Below are 21,260 nucleotides of genomic sequence, written 5' to 3' on the forward strand. Positions count from 1 at the left end.
GTAAAATTCGGCCGCAAGTATGTAGAAAGCAAGGGGCCATTGCAACGCAAGGCTGACCTGTGTCAATGCGTTCCACGCCAGATTCTGCGCCCTTTCCATGTTTGGCGTAAGGATAAAATCCGAAATTGAAAGCTGATCGAGTGGACAGGAAATTTCGGGGGTCGCAACGACTGTCGTCGCGTACGCCAGGATCGGTCCGCTGTGCAAGCAAGCGTAGACCCGAATGGCAGGAGGGGAAAGGTGTGCTTTGGAAGGGTGCGACACTTGGTCGCGTAGCGCGGTAGAGCTGCCGCCCCAGATTGGGGCGGCAGTCAGGTGTTACTGGGCTTGGCTTTCTGGCGTTGCGCCATCAGCGTTATGGGACAGGCTGTAAACGTAGGCGGCGAGCAGGTGCACTTTGTCATTGCCCTGCAGCACTTCCTGCGCTGGCATCTGGCCTTGGCGGCCGTGGCGAATCGTCTGCTGCAACTGCGCAAGGCTGGTGCCGTAGATGTAACCGGCGGGCAGGGTCAGGTTCGGCGCGCCCATGGCTTCCATGCCGTGGCCTTGCGGACCGTGGCAGGCCACGCAGGTGGTGTTGAACGCGGCCTGGCCAGCGGCCAGGTCGGCGGTGCTGTCCGCCGGCAATGGCAGCTTGGCCAGGTCGTGGCGCACATAGGCGGCGACGTTTTTTACGCCGTCGTCGCCGAGCATGTCACCCCACGCCGGCATCGCCGCGTGGCGACCGTTCATGATGGTGGTCTTGATCGCTTCGGCCGAACCGCCCCAACGCCAGATGTTGTCAGCCAGGTTGGGAAAGCCGAATGCGCCCTTGGCATCCGAGCCGTGGCACACCGCGCAGTTGGAGGCGAACAGGCGACCGCCCATTTTCAGCGCCTGCGGGTCTTTGGCGACTTGTTCCACGGGCATGGCCGAGAATTTGGCGAAGATCGGTCCGAACTTGGTGTCGGCCTTGGCCATCTCCTTGTCCCACTCCTTGGCCGAGGTCCAACCGTCTTCATAGCCCGGCAACACGCCTTTCCAGTTGCCCAGGCCCGGGTAGAGAATCAGGTAGCCGACCGCAAACACCAGGGTGCCGGCGAACAGCATGAACCACCACTGGGGCAGGGGGTTGTCGTATTCCTCGATGCCGTCGAAGGCATGGCCCATGGTCTGGTCGACGCTGCCCTTGGTCTCGCCCTTGCGGGTGGCGAACAACAGCCAGGTCAGGCCGATCAGGCTGCCAATGGTCAGTACGCAGATCCATGTACTCCAGAAGGTAGTCATGGCCGGTTGCTCCTTGTTGCAGGCTCTTGGTGAGCGTCGGATGGCGAAGGTTCATCGGCGAAGGGCAGCAGGCGCGCTTCCTCGAATTCCGAATTGCGCCGGTTGTTGAATACCCACAGCGACAGGCCGATAAAGGCGATGGCGACCACCAGCGTGCCGAGGCCGCGGATGGTGCCCGCATCGAATTCAAATCCCATGGCTCACCTCTTGCTCTTGATGGCAGTGCCGAGTACTTGCAGGTACGAAACCAGCGCGTCCATTTCGGTCTTGCCCTTGAGGCTGGCCACGGCGCCACTGATGTCGTCGTCGGTGTACGGCACGCCGAGGGTGCGCATTACTTTCAACTTGGTCTCGGTGTGGCTGCTGTCGACCGCAGCCGTGACCAACCACGGGTAGGCCGGCATCTTCGACTCAGGCACGACGTTGCGAGGGTTGTACAAGTGCGCGCGGTGCCAGTCGTCCGAGTAGCGTGCGCCGACGCGGGCCAGGTCTGGCCCGGTACGCTTGGAGCCCCACAGGAACGGGTGGTCCCACACGCTTTCACCGGCCACCGAGTAGTGGCCGTAGCGCTCGGTCTCGGCGCGGAACGGGCGGATCATCTGCGAGTGGCACTGTACGCAGCCTTCGCGGATGTAGATGTCGCGGCCTTCCAGTTGCAGCGCGGTGTAGGGCTTCATGCCTTCCACCGGCTTGTTGGTCACGTCCTGGAAGAACAGCGGGACGATCTGGGTCAGGCCGCCGATGCTCACGGCGAGCACCATGAGCAGCATCAGCAGGCCGACGTTCTTTTCAATCGTTTCGTGTTTCATCACTGACTCCTCAGGCCATCTGCGCGGCAGGGGCGGCTTCGACAGGTTGTGCCGAGCGCACGGTGCGCCATGTGTTGTAAGCCATCAGGAACATGCCGCTGAGGAATACCGCACCGCCCACCAGCCGCACGATGAAGCCTGGGTGGCTGGCCACCAGGGTTTCGACGAAGGAGTAGGTCAAGGTGCCGTCTTCGTTGATCGCACGCCACATCAGGCCCTGGGCGATGCCGTTGACCCACATCGAGGCGATGTAGAGCACGGTGCCGATGGTGGCCAGCCAGAAGTGCGCGTTGATCAGGCCGAGGCTGTACATCTGCTCGCGACCGAAGACTTTCGGGATCATGTGGTACAGGGCGCCGATGGAGATCATCGCTACCCAGCCGAGGGCGCCGGCGTGTACGTGGCCGATGGTCCAGTCGGTGTAGTGGGACAGCGAGTTGACGGTCTTGATCGCCATCATCGGCCCTTCGAAGGTCGACATGCCGTAGAACGCCAGGGACACCACCAAAAAGCGCAGGATCGGGTCGCTGCGCAACTTATGCCAGGCGCCCGACAGGGTCATCATGCCGTTGATCATGCCGCCCCAGCTCGGCGCCAGCAGTACCAGCGACATCACCATGCCCAGGGACTGTGCCCAGTCCGGCAGCGCGGTGTAGTGCAGGTGGTGAGGACCGGCCCAGATGTACAGGGTGATCAGCGCCCAGAAGTGCACGATGGACAGGCGATAGGAATACACCGGGCGCTCGGCCTGTTTCGGCACGAAGTAGTACATCATCCCGAGGAAACCGGCGGTGAGGAAAAAGCCTACCGCGTTATGCCCGTACCACCACTGCACCATGGCATCCGTCGCACCGCCATACAGCGAGTAGGACTTGGTCAGGCTGACCGGGATTTCCAGGTTGTTGACGATATGCAGGATCGCCACGGTGATGATGAACGCGCCGAAGAACCAGTTACCGACGTAGATATGCTTGGTGTTGCGCTTCATCACCGTGCCGAAGAACACGATGGCGTAGGCCACCCAGACAATGGTGATCAGGATGTCGATCGGCCATTCCAGTTCGGCGTATTCCTTGGAGCTGGTGTAGCCCAGCGGCAAGCTGATCGCGGCCAGGAGGATGACAAGTTGCCAGCCCCAGAAGCAGAACGCGGCGATTTTCGGCGCGAACAGCTGGGTTTGGCAGGTACGCTGCACCGAGTAGAAGGAGCTGGCGAACAGCGCACAGCCACCGAACGCGAAGATCACCGCATTGGTGTGCAGTGGGCGCAGGCGGCCGAAGCTGGTCCAGGGCAAGTCGAAGTTGAGCGCGGGCCAAACCAATTGGGCGGCGAGAAAAACCCCGAGCCCCATGCCGACGATGCCCCACACCACCGTCATAATGGCGAATTGGCGGACCACCTTGTAGTTATAGGCGGTACTTAAAGTAGTGTTCATGGTTCCCCATCCACGGTTCAACCCAAGCAGATGCGGCACTTGGGCTGGAGTTATAGGCAGACTGAATAGCGAGGCAAGCATGGGCAAAGAGCACAAGGCCAGTATTGACGGGGATCAATGGGCGCAGTGTGTGCGGGAACACGGTTGGCTTTGGGATGTCGCGTCGGGCGTAGCTTCCGGTGATTGCGTGACGTTGATCCTGGCCCATGGCGCCGGCGCACCGATGGACTCATCCTTCATGAACGACATGGCTGCACGCCTTGCCGGACATGGCGTCAACGTGTTGCGCTTCGAGTTTCCCTACATGGCCCAGCGCCGACTGGACGGCGGCAAACGCCCGCCCAACCCGGCGCCAAGATTGCTGGAAGCCTGGCGCGGGGTGTATGCCGAGGTGCGACGTCATGTCGCTGGGAAACTGGTCATTGGCGGCAAGTCGATGGGCGGGCGGATGGCCAGTCTTTTGGCCGATGAATTGGGCGTCGATGGGCTGGTGTGCCTGGGTTATCCGTTTTATGCGGTGGGCAAGCCGGAGAAACCACGTGTAGCGCATTTGGCCGGATTGAAGACGCCGACGTTGATTGTGCAGGGCGAGCGCGATGCACTGGGCAATCGGGCGGCGGTGGAAGGGTATGACTTGCCGCCGAGCATCGAAGTGATGTGGCTGGTGGCGGGGGATCATGATTTGAAGCCGTTGAAGGCTTCGGGGTTTGCGCATGAGCAGCATTTGGAGGCTGCGGCCGTGCAGGTGGCTGAGTTTCTCAGCGCCTGTTAGGGCCAATCGGGAGCAAGCCCCCTCCCACATTCGACCGCATTCCAAGGGATGTACGCGGTTAACTGTGGGAGGGGGCTTGCTCCCGATATCGGTCTACCGGTTGAAACGCTCGACCAACGAATACTGGGTATTGGCCGTATGCGTCAGCTCTTCACTCAACTGCGCCGAGTTCAACGCCTGCTCCGAGGTCTGATCTGCCAACAGCGCAATGGTGCTGATATTGCGGCTGATCTCTTCGGCCACCGAGCTTTGCTCTTCGGTGGCGGCCGCGATCTGGGTGGTCATGTCGGTGATATGCGCCACCGCTTCACTGATGCCCACCAATGCCTGGTCCGCCTCCATTACCCGCGCCACGCCCTCTTCGGCCTGGCGATGCCCGGTGTCCATGGTTTGCACGGCAGCGGCAGCAGTTTGCTGCAGCTTGGCGATCAGGGCATGGATCTGCCCGGTCGACTCAGCCGTGCGCTGCGCCAGTTGGCGCACTTCATCGGCGACCACCGCAAACCCACGGCCCATCTCACCGGCTCGCGCCGCTTCAATGGCGGCGTTGAGCGCCAGCAGGTTGGTCTGGTCGGCAATGCCTTTGATCACGTCGACTACGCCGCCGATCTCGTCGCTGTCCTTGGCCAGTTGGGTGACGGTCACGCCGGTCTCGCCCACGGCCACCGACAGACGCTGAATCGCCTCGCGGGTTTCCCCGGCAATATCGCGACCGCGACTGGTCAGGCGATTGGCTTCCTGGGTCGCATCGGCCGTGCGCTGCACATGGCTGGCCACTTCCTGGGTGGTCGCCGCCATCTGGTTGACCGCCGTGGCCACCTGCTCGGTTTCCACGCGCTGGCGTTCCAGGCCGCTGGAGCTGTTATGCGCCAGGGTATTGGACTGCGCCGCCTGGTCGTTGAGGTGCTCGGCAGTGTCCTGCAAGCGCGTCAGGCAGGTCTTCAGGCGTGCCTCCTGGCTGAGAATGGACATCTCCAGGCGCGCCTGGGCACCACGGCTGTCGGTGTACATCTGCGCGATCAACGGGTCGGAGGTGGTCTGCTCGGCCAGGCGCAGCAGGCGCTTGAGGCCGCGCTGTTGCCAGCTCAGGCCCAGCAGCCCCAATGGCACCGACAAACCCGCCGCCAGGGCAAAGCCCCAGTGGGAGTTGAGCGACGCACCGATCATGAAGCTCAACTGGCTGATCAGGATAAACGGCAGCCAGTCCTGCAACACCGGCAGCCACTTGTCCCGCTGGGGGACGGCCGACTTGCCCTGGTTGATGCGTTGGTAGAGCGCTTCGGCACGGCGGATCTGCTCGGCGGTGGGCTTGATGCGCACCGATTCGTAGCCGACCACCTGGTTGCCTTCGAAGACCGGCGTCACATAGGCGTTGACCCAGTAGTGATCGCCCGTCCTGCAGCGGTTCTTAACGATGCCCATCCATGGCAAGCCTTGTTTGAGCGTGGTCCACATATGCCCGAACACGGCCGCTGGCACGTCCGGATGACGGACCAGGTTGTGCGGGGCGCGCACCAGTTCGTCGCGAGAGAACCCACTGATTTCGACAAACGCGTCGTTGCAGTAGGTGATCACGCCTTTGGCATCTGTGGTGGAGATCAACCGTTGCTGAGCGGGGAAGGTACGTTCGCGCTGGGTAACGGGCTGGTTATTACGCATGATTGTTCAATCCGCAAGGCTTTCATTGGGTATCGGCGGTAACGGGGGTTTATTTAACTTATTTTTGCAACAATCGGCTTGGCAGTTTGCAGGGTCACGGTTCTTCGGGTGTTGTGATATCGAGAATGTCCAGAGCCATGCGTTGCTGGATCCTGCTGCGGGAATACTCCCGTAGAAATGCCGCTCGGTCGGTGCTACCCAGATCAAGACGGGCGAGTGCGGCAACGGCTGCGTCCGGGTTTGCGGGGGCAAACACGCAAGCATTGGGAATATGGTTAAGAGTGAACGCTTTTGAATAGCCTTCCAGCCCCGCCAGGATTGGCTTTCCAGTGGCTGCATATTCAAACAGCTTGGAAGGAATGACCTTCAAGAATGCGTTAAAGCTATTAAGGTGCAAAAAAAGCACATCCGCTTGCTGATAGTAGTGAATCAGTCTATGGCGAGGCATGGGAGGAATAAGCTCGACATTCCTTACGTTTCTTTTGATCAGCGCCTCGCTCAGTTTTTTCATCGTGCTGCCATCGCCAATGACGTAGAAACAGGCCCTGTCTGCCAGCCGTTCGGCCAGGGGGGGCAGGATTTTTTCCAGGCCTTGGCCGGCGCCGACATTGCCAGCGTAGACGATCTTCAGCAGGCGTGTCGGGTCGTCAGGCGGTTCGGTATGGAAGGGGGGTTCAAGAAACAGATCATCCACACCGTTGGTGTAGGTTGAGAAGGTCTTGTGTGGATAACGGGGCGCGAAGTAACTCAGGAAACCGGGGGATACCAGGTTGACCCGCGTCGCACACCCAAGGGTGATTTTTTCCAGGCGGGAAAACAGCCGTGCCAGGAGCTTGCCGACAATACCGGGGAAAAGCTCGGGCAGGACGTCGACAAAGATATCGCGAATATCCAGATAGAGAGGCGCGTGTTTTTTGCGCGCGATGGCGGCGCCCAGTGCGGCCGTCATCAGCCGCGAAGAGGTGGCCACGATCACGTCATACGGCTTACCCTTCACGGCCTGAAGGACGCCGCAGGCATAGTGGGCAAACCCCCAGGCCTGGCCCCATGCGCTGAATCTGTGCGCGGGGAGGCCGATGCGGGTGACGGACAGCTTCGGCTGATGCGCGGTGTGGGCAGGGGCAGCCTCATAGGACGGGTAGCGGTTTGGCTGGGTGGTCAGCACGTCGATCTCTATCTCACCGTTACCGTGGGTGAGCAAGGCCTTGACCAACGCCTCGACGCGAAATGCCGACAGATCGGGCGGAAAGTAATAGCTCAATATGAGAATGCGCTTGGTCATACGCGCACCTCGGTTTTACGCCGCAGTACACGCTCGTACAGCGCCACCAGCGTGCTTTCCTGCCGCTCCCAATTTAAATGCAAGGCGGCATTTTTCGCGTTTTGCGCCAGTGCCTGACGCAATAACGGCTCATCGATCAGGCGCTGCAGTGCGGTGCGCAGTGATTGCTCCGAGCCTGCCGGTACCAAAAGTCCTACGGAGTAGGCCCGGACAATCTTGCGAATCTCCGGAAAGTCCGTGGCCACCACGGGCAGCCCGGCGATGACATATTCAAATAATTTGTTCGAGTCGGTGGTGAAGTGGTTCAGGCAGGTATTTTCGATCGGCTGCACACCGATATCGGCTGATGCGGTGTAGCTGGGCAAATCCGCCAGTGCAACGGTCGGGATAAAGTGCACTCGGTCTGTCAGGCCAAGTTCCGTGCGCAATGCCATCAAGGCAGGGGTAAGCCTGCCGCTCCCGATCAATACAAGGTAAGCGCCTTGCAACGACGCCGCCACGCGTAGCAAGCGTTCCAGCCCGCGCCCCTGTTGAAGGCCGCCCTGATAGACAACGATGGGCCAGGGGTGTTGCAAGCCCAACTCAAGACGAATCCTCTGGCCGGGCGAGGAGGCGCTCAGACAGGGGCGGTTTTGCAGTACCAGCGGGCGGGCGATTCCATAGGCCCTGGCAAAAAACCTGGCCCGGCTTTGCGTGGTGGTAATGATGCCTTCGGCCCTGGGCATCAAGGTTTTTTCGATACAACCTACCCAGCTGCGAAAGCGCGCATACCCCTCGCGGCTGGTGCTGATTTCGTGGGCGTCATACACCAGCCTGGCGCCGCTGAGCCGGGCCGCCAGCCAGGCGGTGGGCAGGGTATTGACGTCGTGGGCATGCACCACCGCAGCGCGATGCAGGGCGATGCGTAGCAGCAGCCCTGCATGTACCCAAAGCCGCGAAAGAATGCGTCGCAGGGGCATCGATTGTTCGGCTGCGAACGGGCCTGGCGATGGGGGCGATCCGGCGTTGGCCGCACGCCAGCGCACGCTGCGCGCTACGCGTACCACACGGATGCCTTCGGCCAGCACCTCCTTGCGATGCGTCACGCCGGGCGCATGCAGGGCGAACACGGTGACTTGATAACCGGCTGCCTGGAGTGTCCGGGCTTGCTTCAATACGCGGGCGTCGTTGCGAAACTCATTCCAGACGATCATGGCGATGCGGGGCACGGGAGATTCCTGTTGATGTGGACGGGGTTCAGCGAGTCGGGTGGAGGGCGAGAAACATCCGATTGATGCTCGGGGCGTGGGTGTTCAGGTAAAGAATGTCCTGGGTCAGGACCTTCAGTCTGCTGAGGCTTTGACGTATCAGGATCAGCGCTATCAGCGCGATGTACAGGTGGGGAGGCGTCAGGCAGAGAAAGTCGACAATGATGAAGGCGAATGCCGCCAGAAAGCCCATTGAGTAAAACGCATCGGCCACCGTGAGTGGGTGACGGGAGAGTACCGCGTGCACACGTTGGCTACGGTTGTTCAAGCCAATCAGCACAGCTGCAGCGAGCACGGAATAAGTCAGGCCGATCGCCAGGAGAGACGGGTAGAGGTAGAGCAACACGCAGAAGACGATCAGGGTAAACATGGCGTCCGATAAACCCCGCGCAAACCTGGAAAATGTCCTGGCTGCCAGGGCCAATTGGGTTTTTAGCCGCGCAGGTTCGGCACCGCCGTCTATCAGGGCGCGTGCCCCCGCCCTTGAGTAACGGGAGGCCATGAACCCGGCGCCCAGGTAAAAAGCGTAAAGGATCACCGTCAACAGACCGAGCCCGATGATCAGGGCGGTTTGATCGAGGCCTTTCAACGGGGGTGGCAAATAGGCGGGGACCGTCTCTGAACCGAGCAGGATGACAATCTTGATCGGCAGGAAGTACGTCGTTATCAACAACACTTGTGCGCAGAAATGTGCGGCATGGGCCATCAACACCGCACGTGGAGCGATGCTCATGAGGTTCTGGCCCAGGCGTACGCACCAGAGAAGTGCCGACAGGATACGGTATTGCAATGCCTTAACGTCTCGGCTCACCGTGGGGTTCCCGTATCAGGCTTAGTTCGGACGCGGAGATCAAATGCATAGCGCTTTGCGCAAGCACGCGTTGCCTGGCGTTGAATGATTTCGCCCTGAATATTTCCGGGTTGAAAAACAGTGTTTCTATTCCTTCGGCGAGCCCGGTGAAACTCTCGGGGGCCGATAGAAAACCGCAGTCGTCGTCAACAAACTCAGGGATGGCCCCGACCCGATTAGTCAAAGGGACCAGGCCCGAAGCCATGGCTTCGTCACGCGATACCCCTTGTGTGTCCATGCGGCTGGGGCACAGAAACGCGCCATAGTGTTTGTGCAGGTCGGCGATCTCGGATTGTTTCAAATAGCGTTTTTCGAGGGTGACGTTCGGGTACTGACGCAGCGGTGCGAGGGTTTCTTCAAACAAAGGTCCGTCACCGACCATCAGGAACTCAAGTTCGTTGAACCATGGCTTGGTCGCCAGCATTTGAATGGTTTTGACGCTCAGGTCGTTGGCGTAGGTGCGTGACACATAGGGGCGGATCGAGAGGATTTTCTTGCGCTGCTCAGGCGGTTTTTCCTGATAGGCAAACAGCCGCGTATTGATGGGGTTGTGGATCACTCGGTATTGACCCCTCGGCAACCTGAACCCCAGGTCTTCCATGACGTCTTCGGCAAACTGTCGGGAGACGAATACCAGTTGCAGATTGGGCGGCATGGGTTGCAAAAGGCTGAGCCAGAACCCCATGCGTCGTTCACTGTCGAGCTTGGCCAGTTGCAACAGTGTTTCGTCGCCATAGTTGTAAGCCCGGCGCCACCAAGGTTGGATCTCCGCGCCGTGTACCCAGGCAATCACCCGGAGGCGGGGCAAGTAGGGGCGCACTATTTCCCACATCTGCGGATCCAGGAAGTGCACCAGCAGTGTCGTGTACTGTCCGCTGTCCAGCATGCTTGCCAGGGCGCTGCCCGGGCCGGTCACCACGTCGACATTTTCAAATTCGTGATAACTGATCGACTCGTCGGGGCGCAGACGAAAGACATCTACCGGCAGGCCCTGTTCCTGATAGGCCATGACACGGGTATGAATAAAGCCATTACGGTACAGGTCGTCATAGGCCGGGTAGTGGTTGGTCAGCAGCAGGTGCGCGGCCTTGGCGAGGAGGTGGGAGGGTTGGATTTCCCGGTGTCCTTGAACCAGTGCCTTGATCGTCGTGCTGCCGCTGCCGTGGGCCCGCAGGCCCAGGCGCAGGTACGCTGTCTCGGGCGGTATATCCCAGGCCTGATTGCGATTGGCCTGCTGCATGACATGGCTGATCCGTTGTTTCTGCGCATCCAGATACAGCACGACCAGTTGCAGGTTCAGGCCCGGCGTGGCATCGAGCAGCAATCTCAAGGTGTCGTCGGCCTGTTTCAGCTGAGCAACGTTCAACTCGTGCCTGGCGTAGTGATATTCATGTTTTCCGTCCGCGAGGGAGGAGTCGATATGCCAGGTGCCGCCTTCGACCTGCGCGCGCAGATACTTGCTGCGCAGCGGGCCGAACAGTTCTGACAGGTCCCGGCCGTTGCTCAGCGGGCCAGTAGTATCTGCACTCAATGGCGGGATCGTTTCACTGCTGCGCTGGAGATGCTGGAGGCTGATTCCGCTGTTCAGCTCGAGGTCATCCACCACCGCAACGACGTGCTGTCGATCAGTGCCCGCGGCGTTTTCGCAGTAGTTGAACGCATCGATCGCGAGGGATCGAGGGTGGGTGTAGGTGAGCGCCGGGAGGCTTTCCAGCCAGGCTCGGGCGGGCTGTTGTGCCAGCACTTCTGTCTTGATCAAGGCCCGACGTGCCGCTATCCCGGTGGCACAGCGGTATTCCTGGCCTGGGTTGATCAGGCGTATATCCCGTTCGTCCGCGGCATGGTGCGCCATCTTGCCGATCACCCGGGCCTTGCTGTAACGCGTGGCCAAGGCCAGGTCGAGCAAGTAGTGAGGGCCGTAGTAGTCCACGGCAAGCATGGCGCCGAACCAGTCGGCGCCGCCTGCCAGCTCGCCGAGGGTGAGTTTGTCCAGCTGTTTGCGCTCAATCAGTTGCAAGCGCGGGTCAACGGTGGCGGGCTGCCTTGCCGGCGCGTCGCTTACCGCGACATACAGCTTGACGCGGGGGTAGCGCTGACGCCGCAGATGCTCAATGAGGGCCTGCAATTGAGCCTCGTCGGCCGCGTCAGCGACCAGGCAAATCGTCGGCAGTGGCAGGTCATGCACGCGATGGGTCACCTTGTTCATCACATACATCAAACGGTGGGCATAGGTGTGTTCCAGCATCACCTTTCGCAGCCCTGCCAACCGCAGCCTGGCGTGTCCAGCGGGCGTGCCGAGGCGACGCAAGACCTCCTGGCCGTTGTCGCTGCAGATGACCAGGTCGCCCATCAGCACACGCAGGCCGCGAGAAAAATTGCTGATGGTCAGGGTGTTGGAACCCAGCAATTCAAAGGCACGACGGGCGAACATGGATTGCGACTGTTTGACCGAATTGAGATTGATCGCATACCGGTAGCCCTTGTAAGCCAGGTCTATCTGCGTCGCGTCAAGCGTACCGGCAATGTAGCCCCGATATCGGGCCGGAAACTGATAGTTGGCTTCTGGCTGGCCGAAGTTGCGATCGTAGATTTCCAGCGGACGAAAGCCCGGCAGGGCATTGACGAAGTGTTCCAGGTCCCGCGCCCGTTCGGGGTATCGGCAGTAGTAGGCACCGGCGAAACAGAACGCATCCTTGCGCTCATACAACTCGATCGGGTTGTGCATCGCCGGTTGGCAGGCAAAGGGCAGCAGGTAGACACGCTCATGCCCCAGCGCGCTTTTATAGCGATGAATACAGTCGATATCCGTGGTGAACACCAGGTCGAACTGTGTGGCGGTACCCAGGAACGTCTCGAAGTGCACCGGGTCTTCCTTGTTCCAGAACACCGTTGGCACCTTGTGTTCCCGGCACCACTGCAAGACCTGGCGCAGCTCTGTGCTGTTCTGGGCGATCTTGTTATGCCAGCGGCCATCCTGGCCGCGCCATGCGGATTCGATAAACAGCAGGTCGGGTTGGAACGATTGCAGTTCGGCCAGGCTCTGGTCCGGTGTCAGTTGCAACAGCTCGCATTCATACCGGTAGGCCTCATGGGTAAAGGTGTCCATCACACAGGCCATTCTGAAGGGCTTGGCCGTGTCGTGGGGGGCGAGCAACAGCTGGCTGCGCACATGCTCTGCATCCGCCAGCGGAGTGGGGGCCGGCGTTACAAGGAAAACGGCGGTGCCAGGCAGCGCCGGTGGGATCGCATCATCGCCAGGGGGGGCCGTAGGTGCGTTGCCTTTGCGACGTGCGCGGGCTTGTTGATACAGCTTGAACAAGGCGCCAGGCAAAAGCAGGCATTCACGTAGCGAGCCCACCCCCATACGCAGTTGATACCCCAACTGATAGGTGGTGCTGGCCCGCGTCTTGATCAAGCGATTTTCCAGCAGGTGGCACCTGGCTTTTGTGCGCTGCAGATTGGCGGTCAGGACCTCTATTTGCGCTTGCTGCCGGGTATTGCACTCGGTTGAGTACGCCAGTTCGTTCTTGAGTTGCTGAATGCGCTCAGTCGCTTCACGGTATTTCTGATTGACCTGTTCCCGCTGTTGGCGACCGCCGGCTACCTGGCCTAGCAGGTTACGCTCGACGGACTCGAACGCCGCTTCCAGTTGACGTAGATGCTCGACACCCAGCGAACAGCCCTCGGGTTCTGTTTTGATGGCGACCATTCCCACCCACTTGCCCAGCATTTCGACCTGGATGACCTGCAGGTACGCACTCAACAGCCGAAAGGGTTCCAGCAGGTAGAACGTGTGCTTGTGGTCAAGGAAGTCATTCACCCCGAACGGCACGGTGATGATCAGCCGGCCACGCGGCTTGAGCATCGATGCGGCTTTTTCGACGAAGGTTGCCGGGTGGATGAGGTGCTCAAGCACTTCACTGATCACGATGCTGTCAGGTTCCAAGCCCTGGGTGTCCAGCGACATAAAGTCTGCATTCAAGTAGCGGACGTTGCGCTGCACGTGATCGGGTTCGGCCCTCAGGTAATATTTGGCCTGCTCGAACGCCCTGGGGTCGTTATCCACGCCCGTGACCCTGTGGCCTTCACGGGCCAGCAACACGGGGATAATGCCCTGGGAGCAGCCTATGTCGAGTATTGTCCTGCCGGTGACCTGTGCGCAGATCCAATGGATCCGCGCACGGGTTTCCTGCATGAAGTGTTCGCCCAGCTTGCCGTAATAGGCTTCCATGACACGATCATGGGTATCGGCGAGTGGCGGTGGATTATTCATCGTCAGTTCGCCAGTACGCCGGCAGCATCAATCACCACGCCGTTGCTATGTCGCGCTGACATGGATCTGAACTCGCGATGCCCGACCAGCAACACATGGATATGGGCGCTGTCCCAGGCACAGGCCACGTCGGTCAGGGAATGGCCAGTCAGGTCGTCGGGCAGTGCATCGATATTGGGCTCGACCAGCAGCAGCGTTATCCCCAGTTCGTTGGCCAACTGGCGGGCAATGCCAAGTGCCGGGCTTTCGCGCAGGTCGTCGATGTCTGCCTTGAACGCCAGGCCATAGCAGGCAATTCGCACGTTGTGCGCGCACAGCCCGGGGTGCTTGAACAAAAGGTTGGCCACCGCCACCTTGACTTGCTGGATGACCCACTGGGGTTTGCTGTCGTTGACCAGGCGTGCGGTGCGGATCAACAGCGCCAGGTCCGGTGTTTTACTGACGATGAACCACGGGTCCACCGCTATACAGTGCCCACCGACGCCAGGCCCGGGCTGCAGGATATTCACACGCGGATGATGGTTGGCCAGGCGGATCAGCTCCCATGGGTCGATCTTCAACTGTGCGCAGATCATCGAGAGTTCGTTGGCGAAGGCGATATTGACGTCGCGGAAACTGTTTTCGGTCAGCTTGCACATTTCCGCGGTGCGTGTGTCAGTGACAATGCACTGGCCTTCGACAAACTGCTGGTAAAGCCGTACTGCTGCGGCTGAGCAGGCATCGGTCATGCCCCCGATGATGCGGTCATTGCTGACCAATTCCCTCAAGACATGCCCTGGCAGTACCCGTTCGGGGCAGTGGGCGATGCGGATGTCACTGGCTTGCTGATGGGTGGTGGGAAAGGTCAGGTCCGGACGCACACTGGCCAGCCATTTCACCATCAGTTCGGTGGTACCGACCGGAGAAGTCGACTCCAGGATCACGAGGTCGTGCTTTTTCAGCACCGGGGCGATGGCACGGCAGGCTGCTTCTATATAGCTCAGGTCTGGCTCGCGGTTTTCCAGGAATGGGGTGGGCACGGCGATCAGGAAGGCATCCGCCGGCTCCGGCCGGGTTGTCGCCCGCAGGTAGCCGTGGCTGACCGCCGAGCGGACCAACCGGTCCAGATCGGGCTCTATGATATGCACTTGGCCGAGATTGATGAGGTCCACGATATGCGGGTTTATATCGACGCCAATGACTGTTCGTTGCGGCGAGGCAAACAGCGCGGCGGTGGGCAAGCCGATATAACCCAGGCCGAGGACGCAGAGTGTCGGCATGCTCATGCCGCTGCCTCGTTTTTTCGCCAGGTTGCGATCAGAACTTCGCGAATGCGTGTGCACGCTCTGCCGTCACCGTAGGGGTTGTGGGCATTACTCATCTCCCGATAAGCCGCTTCATCGCTGAGCAACTCCCTGAGGTGGTGAGTAATGCTTGCGATCTCCGTGCCCACCAGCCGCGCCGTCCCGGCATCGACTGCCTCGGGGCGTTCAGTCGTGTCACGCATCACCAGCACCGGCTTGCCCAGTGCAGGTGCTTCCTCCTGGATGCCGCCCGAATCCGTGAGGATCAGGTACGCCCGGGTCATCAGGTAGACAAACGGCAGGTAATCCAGCGGCTCGATCAGATGTACATTGCTGATGCTCGCCAGTCGCCGTCGCACGGGTTCCTGCACATTGGGATTCAGGTGCACGGCGTAGACAAAGGTCACCGCCGGGAAATGCGCGGCGGTTTCAGCCAGGGCCTGGCAGATACGTTCAAGACCCTCGCCAAAATTTTCCCGGCGATGGCCTGTCACCAGGACCATCCGCTGGTCTTGGGGCAGAAAGGCAAATTGCCGGTCAAGGCGGCTACGCAGGGGTGATGTCGGGGCGTGGAGTTTCTCTACAACACTGAGCAGTGCATCGATCACCGTATTGCCCGTGACATGAATGCATTCGGCGGCCACCCCCTCATTGATCAGGTTCTGCCGCGAGGTTTGGGTGGGGGCGAAATGCATCGACGCGAGGCTGCCCGTCAGGCGTCGGTTGCCCTCCTCGGGCCAGGGGGAATAAAGGTTGTGGGTACGCAGCCCGGCTTCGATATGGGCAACGGGGATCTGTTGGTAATAGGCCGCCAGACTGGCTGCAAAAGTGGTCGCCGTATCCCCGTGGACGAGGATCACATCGGGTTTGAAGTCTTCCAGGACAGCTTGCAGCCCCTGGATGATTGCCGTCGTCACATCCGTCAGGTTCTGATCCGGCTTCATGATGTTCAAGTCGTAGTCGGGTACCAGTCCAAACAGCTCAAGCACTTGGTCCAGCATCTCCCGGTGCTGCGCCGTGACACACACTCTCGAGTGGAAACGGTCGTCATTTGCGAGATTGATCACCATCGGCGCCATTTTGATGGCTTCCGGGCGGGTGCCGAAGATAGACAGTGTCTTGAGAGGCATGGGGATGGCTTCTTGTATAGCGGGTGAATAAACGCTGGGCCTGAAACGCGGGTGCACAGCTGCCTTCAACGCAGTGCCAGGCGTGTCAGCGCGTGGGGACCGGGTTGTACGGAGTGGGTCGGTAACGAAGGGGGATTCTGCCCAAAGGGCGCGGAGCCGACTACTGACCGTTCGGCTGGTTACGAGGTGTTACCAATGTCGTAAAAGTACCCGCGCCGCGCCGAAGGCAGCCTCAGCCTGCCAGCATTGGATAGGTAAACAACCCGAAGTGAAGCAGATTCAAGCCAAAGTGCGTGGCAATCGCCGCACCCAGCCCGCCAAACCGATACGCCAGGCCATAACCGACCCCGGCGATGCCCGCCAGCAGCACCCATTGCCACCCTGCACCCACGTGCACCAGGCCGAACAGCAGCGATGCCAGCAGCAGCGCGAGGTTTTCGCCGTAGGGCAACTGTTTGAAGCGTCGGCTCAAGCCGCCTTGAATGTAGCCACGGAACAGGGCTTCTTCCACCAGGGTCACCAGCAACAGGTTGTTGAGTACCCACAGCCAGGCCTGGTCCGGCCATTTCGGCGCCCAACTGATCACGCCCAGCAAGGCTGCGCCACCCAGCGCGACGATGGCGGTAAGGGTCAGTACCAACGCGGTGACGCAGATCGACAGGCGCAACGAACGCCGCGCCACAATCCACGGGCAGGCCAGCAGCAACCAGAAACCAATCAGCGGCTTGTCCTGGTTCAGGTACATCGAGAACGGCACGGCATCAGGCGTAAATCGCTGCGGGTCAATGCCGCGACCGTTATAGAACCCCGGCAGCCAGTGCATCGCCAGGCCTAGCGCCAACACGACAAACAGCCCGTGACCCAGGTAACGCGCCCACGGCGTGCGCTGCTGGCGTACGGCATAGCCGGCGATCAACAGCAGGGCGACGGACACCAGCGCCAGTACGCCCAGTTGCCCGTAGGCCAAGGCCAGCGCATAGCCGATGGAAAGAAGCGCCAGGTACAGCCAGGGCAATGGGAGCATGGGGGAATCCTTGGAAAATACCGGTCGGCATTATAGCGACGGCCCGCGCCCCGAAACGTGAAAACGCCTCCCCGCAAAAGGGCTTGGGCAAGTGATTGCAAAACATGTCATCGGCTGGTTATAGTCCTCGCGTCCTTATACCTTCAAAAAGATCAGCACATGCCAGCTTCCCTGCGCATAGCGGTAGTCGATTCAGCGGTCAACGCTGTGCGCGTGCCGTGCGCGAACAAGCAGCCTGCGCAGATCAGTCACTACCCCCCACCTGTCAGTAGCACGCCGGTGTACGCAGTCGTATCACCGCCGGGTGTTGGCATTTCGGGCTGATCGGCACGTTGCTGTGCCCGCTCTGCCTGCCTGAAAAAAACTACTGAATTTCAGCCTCTGCGGCTGAATCGGCTTTTTTTGCCTGATTACAGGTGGTAACCATGTCCGTTCTTTCGAAACACTCCGTGGCCGCGGCGGCCTCGACGAGCCTGTTTGTCCTGCTGTGGAGCAGCGGGGCCATCTTCTCCAAGCTGGGCCTGGCCCATGCTTCGCCCTTCGCCTTCCTGCTGATCCGTTTTGCCATCGCCCTGGCGGGGCTGGTGATCCTGGTGCCGGTCCTGCGGTTGAAACTACCGCGTCCCGGCAAGCCCCTGTTGTACGCGGTGGCAACCGGGTTGGTATTGCTGGGGGCCTATCAGATTTTCTATCTGCTGGCCCTGGACCTCAGCGTCACCCCCGGCGTCATGGCGACCATCATGGGGGTGCAGCCGATCCTCACCGTGGTGCTGATGGAGCGCCAGCGATCCTGGCGCCGGATGTTCGGCCTGAGTCTGGGCCTGGCCGGGCTGATCATGGTGGTCTACCAAGGCATCGGGCTGGCGGGCATGTCCCTGGCCGGGATGCTGTTCGGGCTGCTGGCCCTGGCAAGCATGACCTTCGGCTCGATCATGCAAAAGCGCATCACCGACAACCCCCTTGGCACCCTGCCGGTGCAGTACCTGGCGGGGCTGCTGTTGTGTTCGGTGTTTGTGCCGTTCCAGCCGTTCCACGTTGAACACAACGCCGGCTTTTACCTGCCGGTGCTGTGGATGGGCCTGGTAGTGTCGTTGCTGGCAACGCTGTTGCTGTACCGCCTGATCGCCCGGGGCAACCTGGTGAATGTCACCAGCCTGTTCTACCTGGTGCCGGCGGTGACGGCGGTGATGGATTACCTGATCTTCGGCAATCGGCTCGCGATGCTGAGCCTGTTGGGGATGGGCTTGATCATCATTGGGCTGGTCTTCGTGTTCCGCAAAAACTGATGCCCCCCGTAGGTGCCGGCCAGCCGGCGCCTACGGTTTTCGAGGCCGCAATACCAGCCACAACGCCCCGGCAATCAACACGCCGCCATATAAATGCGCCATCGATAAGGGCTCGTCGAGCAACAACGCCCCCCACAACACGCCGAACGGCGGGATCAGGAAGGTGGTGGTCATCGACCTCACCGGCCCAATCGCGGTGAGCAGCCGGAAGTACAACACGTACGCAAACGCCGTACACACCAGCCCCAACCCCAGCAGCGACGACCAGACCTGCCACCCACCCCAACTCGCCGGCGGATGGCTGATCGCGCTGTAGGCAAATAACGGCAGCAGAAACAGCGTCGCGCCCAGCATGCTGCCCAGGGCCGCGAGACGACTGTCCAGCCCGCCACGCTGGTCCAGCCAGCGCCTGGCGAGGAACCCGGCAAAGCCATAACAGGTGGTGGCCAACAGGCAAGCCAGTGCGCCCATCAATAATTCCAGGTCAAACGCCACCGGTCCCGCACGGGTCAGCACGCCTACACCGAACAGACCCAGGCACACCCCGGCGATTTTCGACGGGGTGAGGCGTTCGCTGAAAAACAGCCCGCCAATCAACACCCCCATCAACGGCGTGGTGGCATTGAAGATCGCCGAGTAACCCGCCGGCAGCACCTGGGCGGCCACCGAATACATGGTCGCCGGGATCCCCGAGTTGATCACCCCCAGCAACAGGACCGTCTTGAACTTGCCCTGGAAATCCCAGTTCACCCGCGCCATCGCCAGGATCACCAATAGCCCGGCGGCGGCAATCGATACGCGGAAAAATGCGGTCGGCAGCGTGCCGATTTCCGGCGCGATGATGCGCATGAACAGAAAACTCGCGCCCCAGATGGCGGCGAGCCCCAGCAGGTAAAGGGTGTCAACGGGCCTCACGGAACACTCCTACATCAATAAGGCCGCGAGTGTTGCACGCCGCCTTCATTGATTACAGGACAAACCGCGTCACCAGCCCATTCAGGTCCACCGCCAGCCGCGACAGTTCCTGGCTGGCGGCCGAGGTCTGGGTGGCGCCGGCGGCGGTCTGGGTGGACAGGTCGCGGATGTTCACCAGGCTGCGGTCCACATCGCGCGCTACCAGCGCCTGTTGCTCGGCGGCGCTGGCGATCACCAGGTTGCGCTGGCTGATCTGCGAGATGGCGGCGGTGATTTTTTCCAGGGCACTGCCGGCGCTGTTGGCCCGTTGCAAGGTCTGGCCGGCATGCTCGGCGCTGCTGTTCAGCGCCTCGACGGTGGCCTGGGTGCCTTGCTGGATACCGGTGATCATCTGCTCGATTTCTTCGGTGGAGTCCTGGGTGCGCTGTGCCAGCGAACGCACCTCGTCGGCGACGACCGCGAACCCACGCCCGGCTTCACCGGCACGCGCCGCTTCAATCGCGGCGTTGAGCGCCAGCAGGTTGGTTTGCCCGGCAATGCCGCGAATCACTTCCAGCACCTTGCTGATGTCCTGCGCTTGCAGCGCCAGGCCTTCGGCCTTGTTCGAGGCGCCGAGCACTTCGTCCACCAGGTTCTGGATCGAGCTGATGGTTTCGCTGATCTGGTAGTGGCCGTGCTTGCTGTCTTCATCGGAAGCCTGGGACGCCTCGGCGCTGGACACCGCATTACCCGCGACCTCGTCCACTGCCGTGCTCATCTCGGTCACGGCGGTGGCAGCCTGCTCGATTTCATCGTTCTGCGCCTGCAGGCCGCGCGTGCTTTGTTCCATCACCGCGCTCATTTCTTCGGCGGCGGAAGCCAGTTGCTGCGCCGATTCGCTGATGCCTCGGATGGTGGTCTGCAGCTGCGCTTGCATGGTCGCCAGGGCGCTCAGCAATTGCGCGGGTTCGTCATGGCCGTGCACCACGATCGGTTGGCTCAAGTCGCCGGCGGCGATGGTGCGCGCCACGTTCAGGGCCTGGCCGATCGGCGCGGTGATGCTGCGGGTCAGCAGCCAGGCCAGCAGCAAGGTGGCGATCAGTGCGACTGCGATAATCAGGCCGACAATCCACTGTGCGCTCGAATACATCTGTGCGGCCGAATCGGCCGCCGCTTCCACGCCGTTCTGGTTAAAGACGATCAGGTTTTCCAGGCTCTGGCTCAGGATCGTGCCCTGGGGGGCGAGGCGGCTGACGAGCAGGTCGAGGGCGTCTTGCTGTTGATCCTTGTCCACCAACGCAACCATCTGCCCGACGATGGCCAGGTATGTCGCGACATTGGCCTTGAGGGTTTTCAGCAGTTCGCGCTCTTCGTCATTGCTCAGCAAGGTTTCATGGCGCTCGAGCAGGGCTTGCAGTTCGCTGCTGGTGCGGGTGATCAGGCCTCTGCTGGTCTCACGCACGCGAGACTCGTCGGTGCTCACCAGGCGCAGGGACTCCAGGCGGACAGTGGCCACCAAGGCTGCGCTGTCATGGATATTCTCGATGCTCGGCATCCAGGTTTGTTCAATGACCAGCGCGCTTTCCCGCAGCTTGGCCATCTGGCCCAGGCCAAACATTCCCACAATCACCAGCAAGCTGGCCAAAACCCCAAAACTCAGACTGGCACGCAGACCGATCCTCATATTCCTCAATGACATCTCAATGCTCCTTGGGCGATTAGAACCTGCTCCCGGGTCGGTCTTCGGACCTTGTTAGGGTGGGAGAGGGCGCGCTATATATCAAAGTGCCATCAAGGTAGTAATCGGGGTTTCCCTTAGTTGGATCCAAAGCCCTATGGAGGACCCGCGGCCGTTCTGGTTGGCGGTTTTTCGGCTTCTACCTGCCAGGCCACGGCGCTCAAGGCCTGTGGATCAAACGCGGATCGACTGTGAGGTGCGTTTATTGACCGAGCGGTCGAATTAAAAAATTGAAAATAAATGTACGAAATGAACGGAGCTGTACAAGTCAGTGCAAAAAATGACCCTTCTCCTGCCTGCGTACACTGGCTA

General features: G+C 60.7%; 16 protein-coding genes. 2 read left to right on the forward strand and 14 right to left on the reverse strand.

Going from position 1 to position 21,260, the window contains the following annotated elements; translation table 11 throughout:
• Positions 1-318: 318 nt before the first annotated feature.
• The 4 genes from ccoP to ccoN are packed head-to-tail and all read right to left on the reverse strand — an operon-like array spanning position 319 to position 3,510.
• A complete protein-coding gene (gene ccoP / locus PspCFBP13509_RS12020) occupies positions 319-1,266 on the reverse strand; it encodes a cytochrome-c oxidase, cbb3-type subunit III (protein WP_065924736.1) in 948 nt (315 codons plus the stop codon).
• Positions 1,263-1,463: a cbb3-type cytochrome oxidase subunit 3 gene (locus tag PspCFBP13509_RS12025; RefSeq protein WP_065924735.1), complete on the reverse strand. Its 201-nt coding sequence runs from the start codon at positions 1,461-1,463 to the stop codon at positions 1,263-1,265. The genes ccoP and PspCFBP13509_RS12025 overlap by 4 nt, the downstream gene beginning before the upstream one ends.
• Positions 1,464-1,466: 3 nt before the next feature.
• Positions 1,467-2,075, reverse strand: coding sequence for a cytochrome-c oxidase, cbb3-type subunit II (gene ccoO, locus PspCFBP13509_RS12030; protein ID WP_017735321.1), 609 nt, complete (start codon positions 2,073-2,075; stop codon positions 1,467-1,469).
• A gap of 10 nt (positions 2,076-2,085) precedes the next feature.
• Complete coding sequence (gene ccoN / locus PspCFBP13509_RS12035; RefSeq protein ID WP_065924734.1) at positions 2,086-3,510, reverse strand: cytochrome-c oxidase, cbb3-type subunit I; 1,425 nt, start codon at positions 3,508-3,510, stop codon at positions 2,086-2,088.
• 79 nt (positions 3,511-3,589) lie between these two features.
• Between ccoN and PspCFBP13509_RS12040 the strand changes: the two genes are divergently transcribed.
• Positions 3,590-4,282: an alpha/beta family hydrolase gene (locus PspCFBP13509_RS12040; RefSeq protein WP_137212091.1), complete on the forward strand. Its 693-nt coding sequence runs from the start codon at positions 3,590-3,592 to the stop codon at positions 4,280-4,282.
• Between the two features lie 93 nt (positions 4,283-4,375).
• On the opposite strand, the gene PspCFBP13509_RS12045 is transcribed toward PspCFBP13509_RS12040, so the two are convergent.
• The 8 genes from PspCFBP13509_RS12045 to PspCFBP13509_RS12080 form a co-directional block, all read right to left on the reverse strand.
• Positions 4,376-5,941 (reverse strand): methyl-accepting chemotaxis protein, encoded by a 1,566-nt coding sequence (locus PspCFBP13509_RS12045; RefSeq protein WP_137212092.1) that lies wholly within the window; start codon positions 5,939-5,941, stop codon positions 4,376-4,378.
• 94 nt (positions 5,942-6,035) lie between these two features.
• Positions 6,036-7,223: a glycosyltransferase family 4 protein gene (locus PspCFBP13509_RS12050; RefSeq protein ID WP_137212093.1), complete on the reverse strand. Its 1,188-nt coding sequence runs from the start codon at positions 7,221-7,223 to the stop codon at positions 6,036-6,038.
• A complete protein-coding gene (locus PspCFBP13509_RS12055; RefSeq protein WP_137212094.1) occupies positions 7,220-8,431 on the reverse strand; it encodes a glycosyltransferase in 1,212 nt (403 codons plus the stop codon). The genes PspCFBP13509_RS12050 and PspCFBP13509_RS12055 overlap by 4 nt, the downstream gene beginning before the upstream one ends.
• A 28-nt stretch (positions 8,432-8,459) precedes the next feature.
• A complete protein-coding gene (locus tag PspCFBP13509_RS12060) occupies positions 8,460-9,281 on the reverse strand; it encodes a hypothetical protein (protein ID WP_065924729.1) in 822 nt (273 codons plus the stop codon).
• Complete coding sequence (locus PspCFBP13509_RS12065) at positions 9,265-13,593, reverse strand: methyltransferase domain-containing protein (protein ID WP_137212095.1); 4,329 nt, start codon at positions 13,591-13,593, stop codon at positions 9,265-9,267. The genes PspCFBP13509_RS12060 and PspCFBP13509_RS12065 overlap by 17 nt, the downstream gene beginning before the upstream one ends.
• Positions 13,594-13,595: 2 nt before the next feature.
• A complete protein-coding gene (gene wecC / locus PspCFBP13509_RS12070) occupies positions 13,596-14,858 on the reverse strand; it encodes a UDP-N-acetyl-D-mannosamine dehydrogenase (RefSeq protein WP_065924727.1) in 1,263 nt (420 codons plus the stop codon).
• Positions 14,855-16,006, reverse strand: coding sequence for a non-hydrolyzing UDP-N-acetylglucosamine 2-epimerase (gene wecB / locus PspCFBP13509_RS12075; protein ID WP_065924726.1), 1,152 nt, complete (start codon positions 16,004-16,006; stop codon positions 14,855-14,857). Before wecB ends, wecC begins: the two co-directional genes overlap by 4 nt.
• A gap of 232 nt (positions 16,007-16,238) precedes the next feature.
• Entirely contained in the window at positions 16,239-17,030 is a 792-nt protein-coding gene (locus tag PspCFBP13509_RS12080; RefSeq protein ID WP_065924725.1) for a CPBP family intramembrane glutamic endopeptidase, read from the reverse strand.
• Between the two features lie 425 nt (positions 17,031-17,455).
• Here PspCFBP13509_RS12080 and PspCFBP13509_RS12085 point away from each other — a divergent pair, with 425 nt between their 5' ends.
• A complete protein-coding gene (locus PspCFBP13509_RS12085; protein ID WP_065946870.1) occupies positions 17,456-18,316 on the forward strand; it encodes a DMT family transporter in 861 nt (286 codons plus the stop codon).
• A gap of 30 nt (positions 18,317-18,346) precedes the next feature.
• Here the strand turns inward: PspCFBP13509_RS12085 and PspCFBP13509_RS12090 are convergent, their stop codons facing one another.
• Together PspCFBP13509_RS12090 and PspCFBP13509_RS12095 are read right to left on the reverse strand one after the other, a co-directional pair.
• Positions 18,347-19,231 (reverse strand): DMT family transporter, encoded by an 885-nt coding sequence (locus PspCFBP13509_RS12090; RefSeq protein WP_065924723.1) that lies wholly within the window; start codon positions 19,229-19,231, stop codon positions 18,347-18,349.
• A gap of 52 nt (positions 19,232-19,283) precedes the next feature.
• Positions 19,284-20,909: a methyl-accepting chemotaxis protein gene (locus PspCFBP13509_RS12095; RefSeq protein WP_065946869.1), complete on the reverse strand. Its 1,626-nt coding sequence runs from the start codon at positions 20,907-20,909 to the stop codon at positions 19,284-19,286.
• Positions 20,910-21,260 lie beyond the last annotated feature (351 nt).

The organism is Pseudomonas sp. CFBP13509 (genome assembly GCF_005233485.1).
GTDB lineage: Bacteria > Pseudomonadota > Gammaproteobacteria > Pseudomonadales > Pseudomonadaceae > Aquipseudomonas > Aquipseudomonas marginalis.

Excerpts from the sequence above, each read along its gene's own strand:
- PspCFBP13509_RS12025 (WP_065924735.1), bottom strand. The coding sequence starts at position 1,463 with ATGGGATTTGAATTCGATGCGGGCACCATCCGCGGCCTCGGCACGCTG.
- PspCFBP13509_RS12050 (WP_137212093.1), bottom strand. The coding sequence starts at position 7,223 with ATGACCAAGCGCATTCTCATATTGAGCTATTACTTTCCGCCCGATCTG.
- PspCFBP13509_RS12085 (WP_065946870.1), top strand. The coding sequence starts at position 17,456 with ATGTCCGTTCTTTCGAAACACTCCGTGGCCGCGGCGGCCTCGACGAGC.
- ccoO (WP_017735321.1), bottom strand. The coding sequence starts at position 2,075 with ATGAAACACGAAACGATTGAAAAGAACGTCGGCCTGCTGATGCTGCTC.
- ccoN (WP_065924734.1), bottom strand. The coding sequence starts at position 3,510 with ATGAACACTACTTTAAGTACCGCCTATAACTACAAGGTGGTCCGCCAA.
- wecC (WP_065924727.1), bottom strand. The coding sequence starts at position 14,858 with ATGAGCATGCCGACACTCTGCGTCCTCGGCCTGGGTTATATCGGCTTG.
- PspCFBP13509_RS12095 (WP_065946869.1), bottom strand. The coding sequence starts at position 20,909 with ATGTCATTGAGGAATATGAGGATCGGTCTGCGTGCCAGTCTGAGTTTT.
- PspCFBP13509_RS12045 (WP_137212092.1), bottom strand. The coding sequence starts at position 5,941 with ATGCGTAATAACCAGCCCGTTACCCAGCGCGAACGTACCTTCCCCGCT.
- PspCFBP13509_RS12065 (WP_137212095.1), bottom strand. The coding sequence starts at position 13,593 with ATGAATAATCCACCGCCACTCGCCGATACCCATGATCGTGTCATGGAA.
- PspCFBP13509_RS12040 (WP_137212091.1), top strand. The coding sequence starts at position 3,590 with ATGGGCAAAGAGCACAAGGCCAGTATTGACGGGGATCAATGGGCGCAG.
- PspCFBP13509_RS12080 (WP_065924725.1), bottom strand. The coding sequence starts at position 17,030 with ATGCTCCCATTGCCCTGGCTGTACCTGGCGCTTCTTTCCATCGGCTAT.
- wecB (WP_065924726.1), bottom strand. The coding sequence starts at position 16,006 with ATGCCTCTCAAGACACTGTCTATCTTCGGCACCCGCCCGGAAGCCATC.
- ccoP (WP_065924736.1), bottom strand. The coding sequence starts at position 1,266 with ATGACTACCTTCTGGAGTACATGGATCTGCGTACTGACCATTGGCAGC.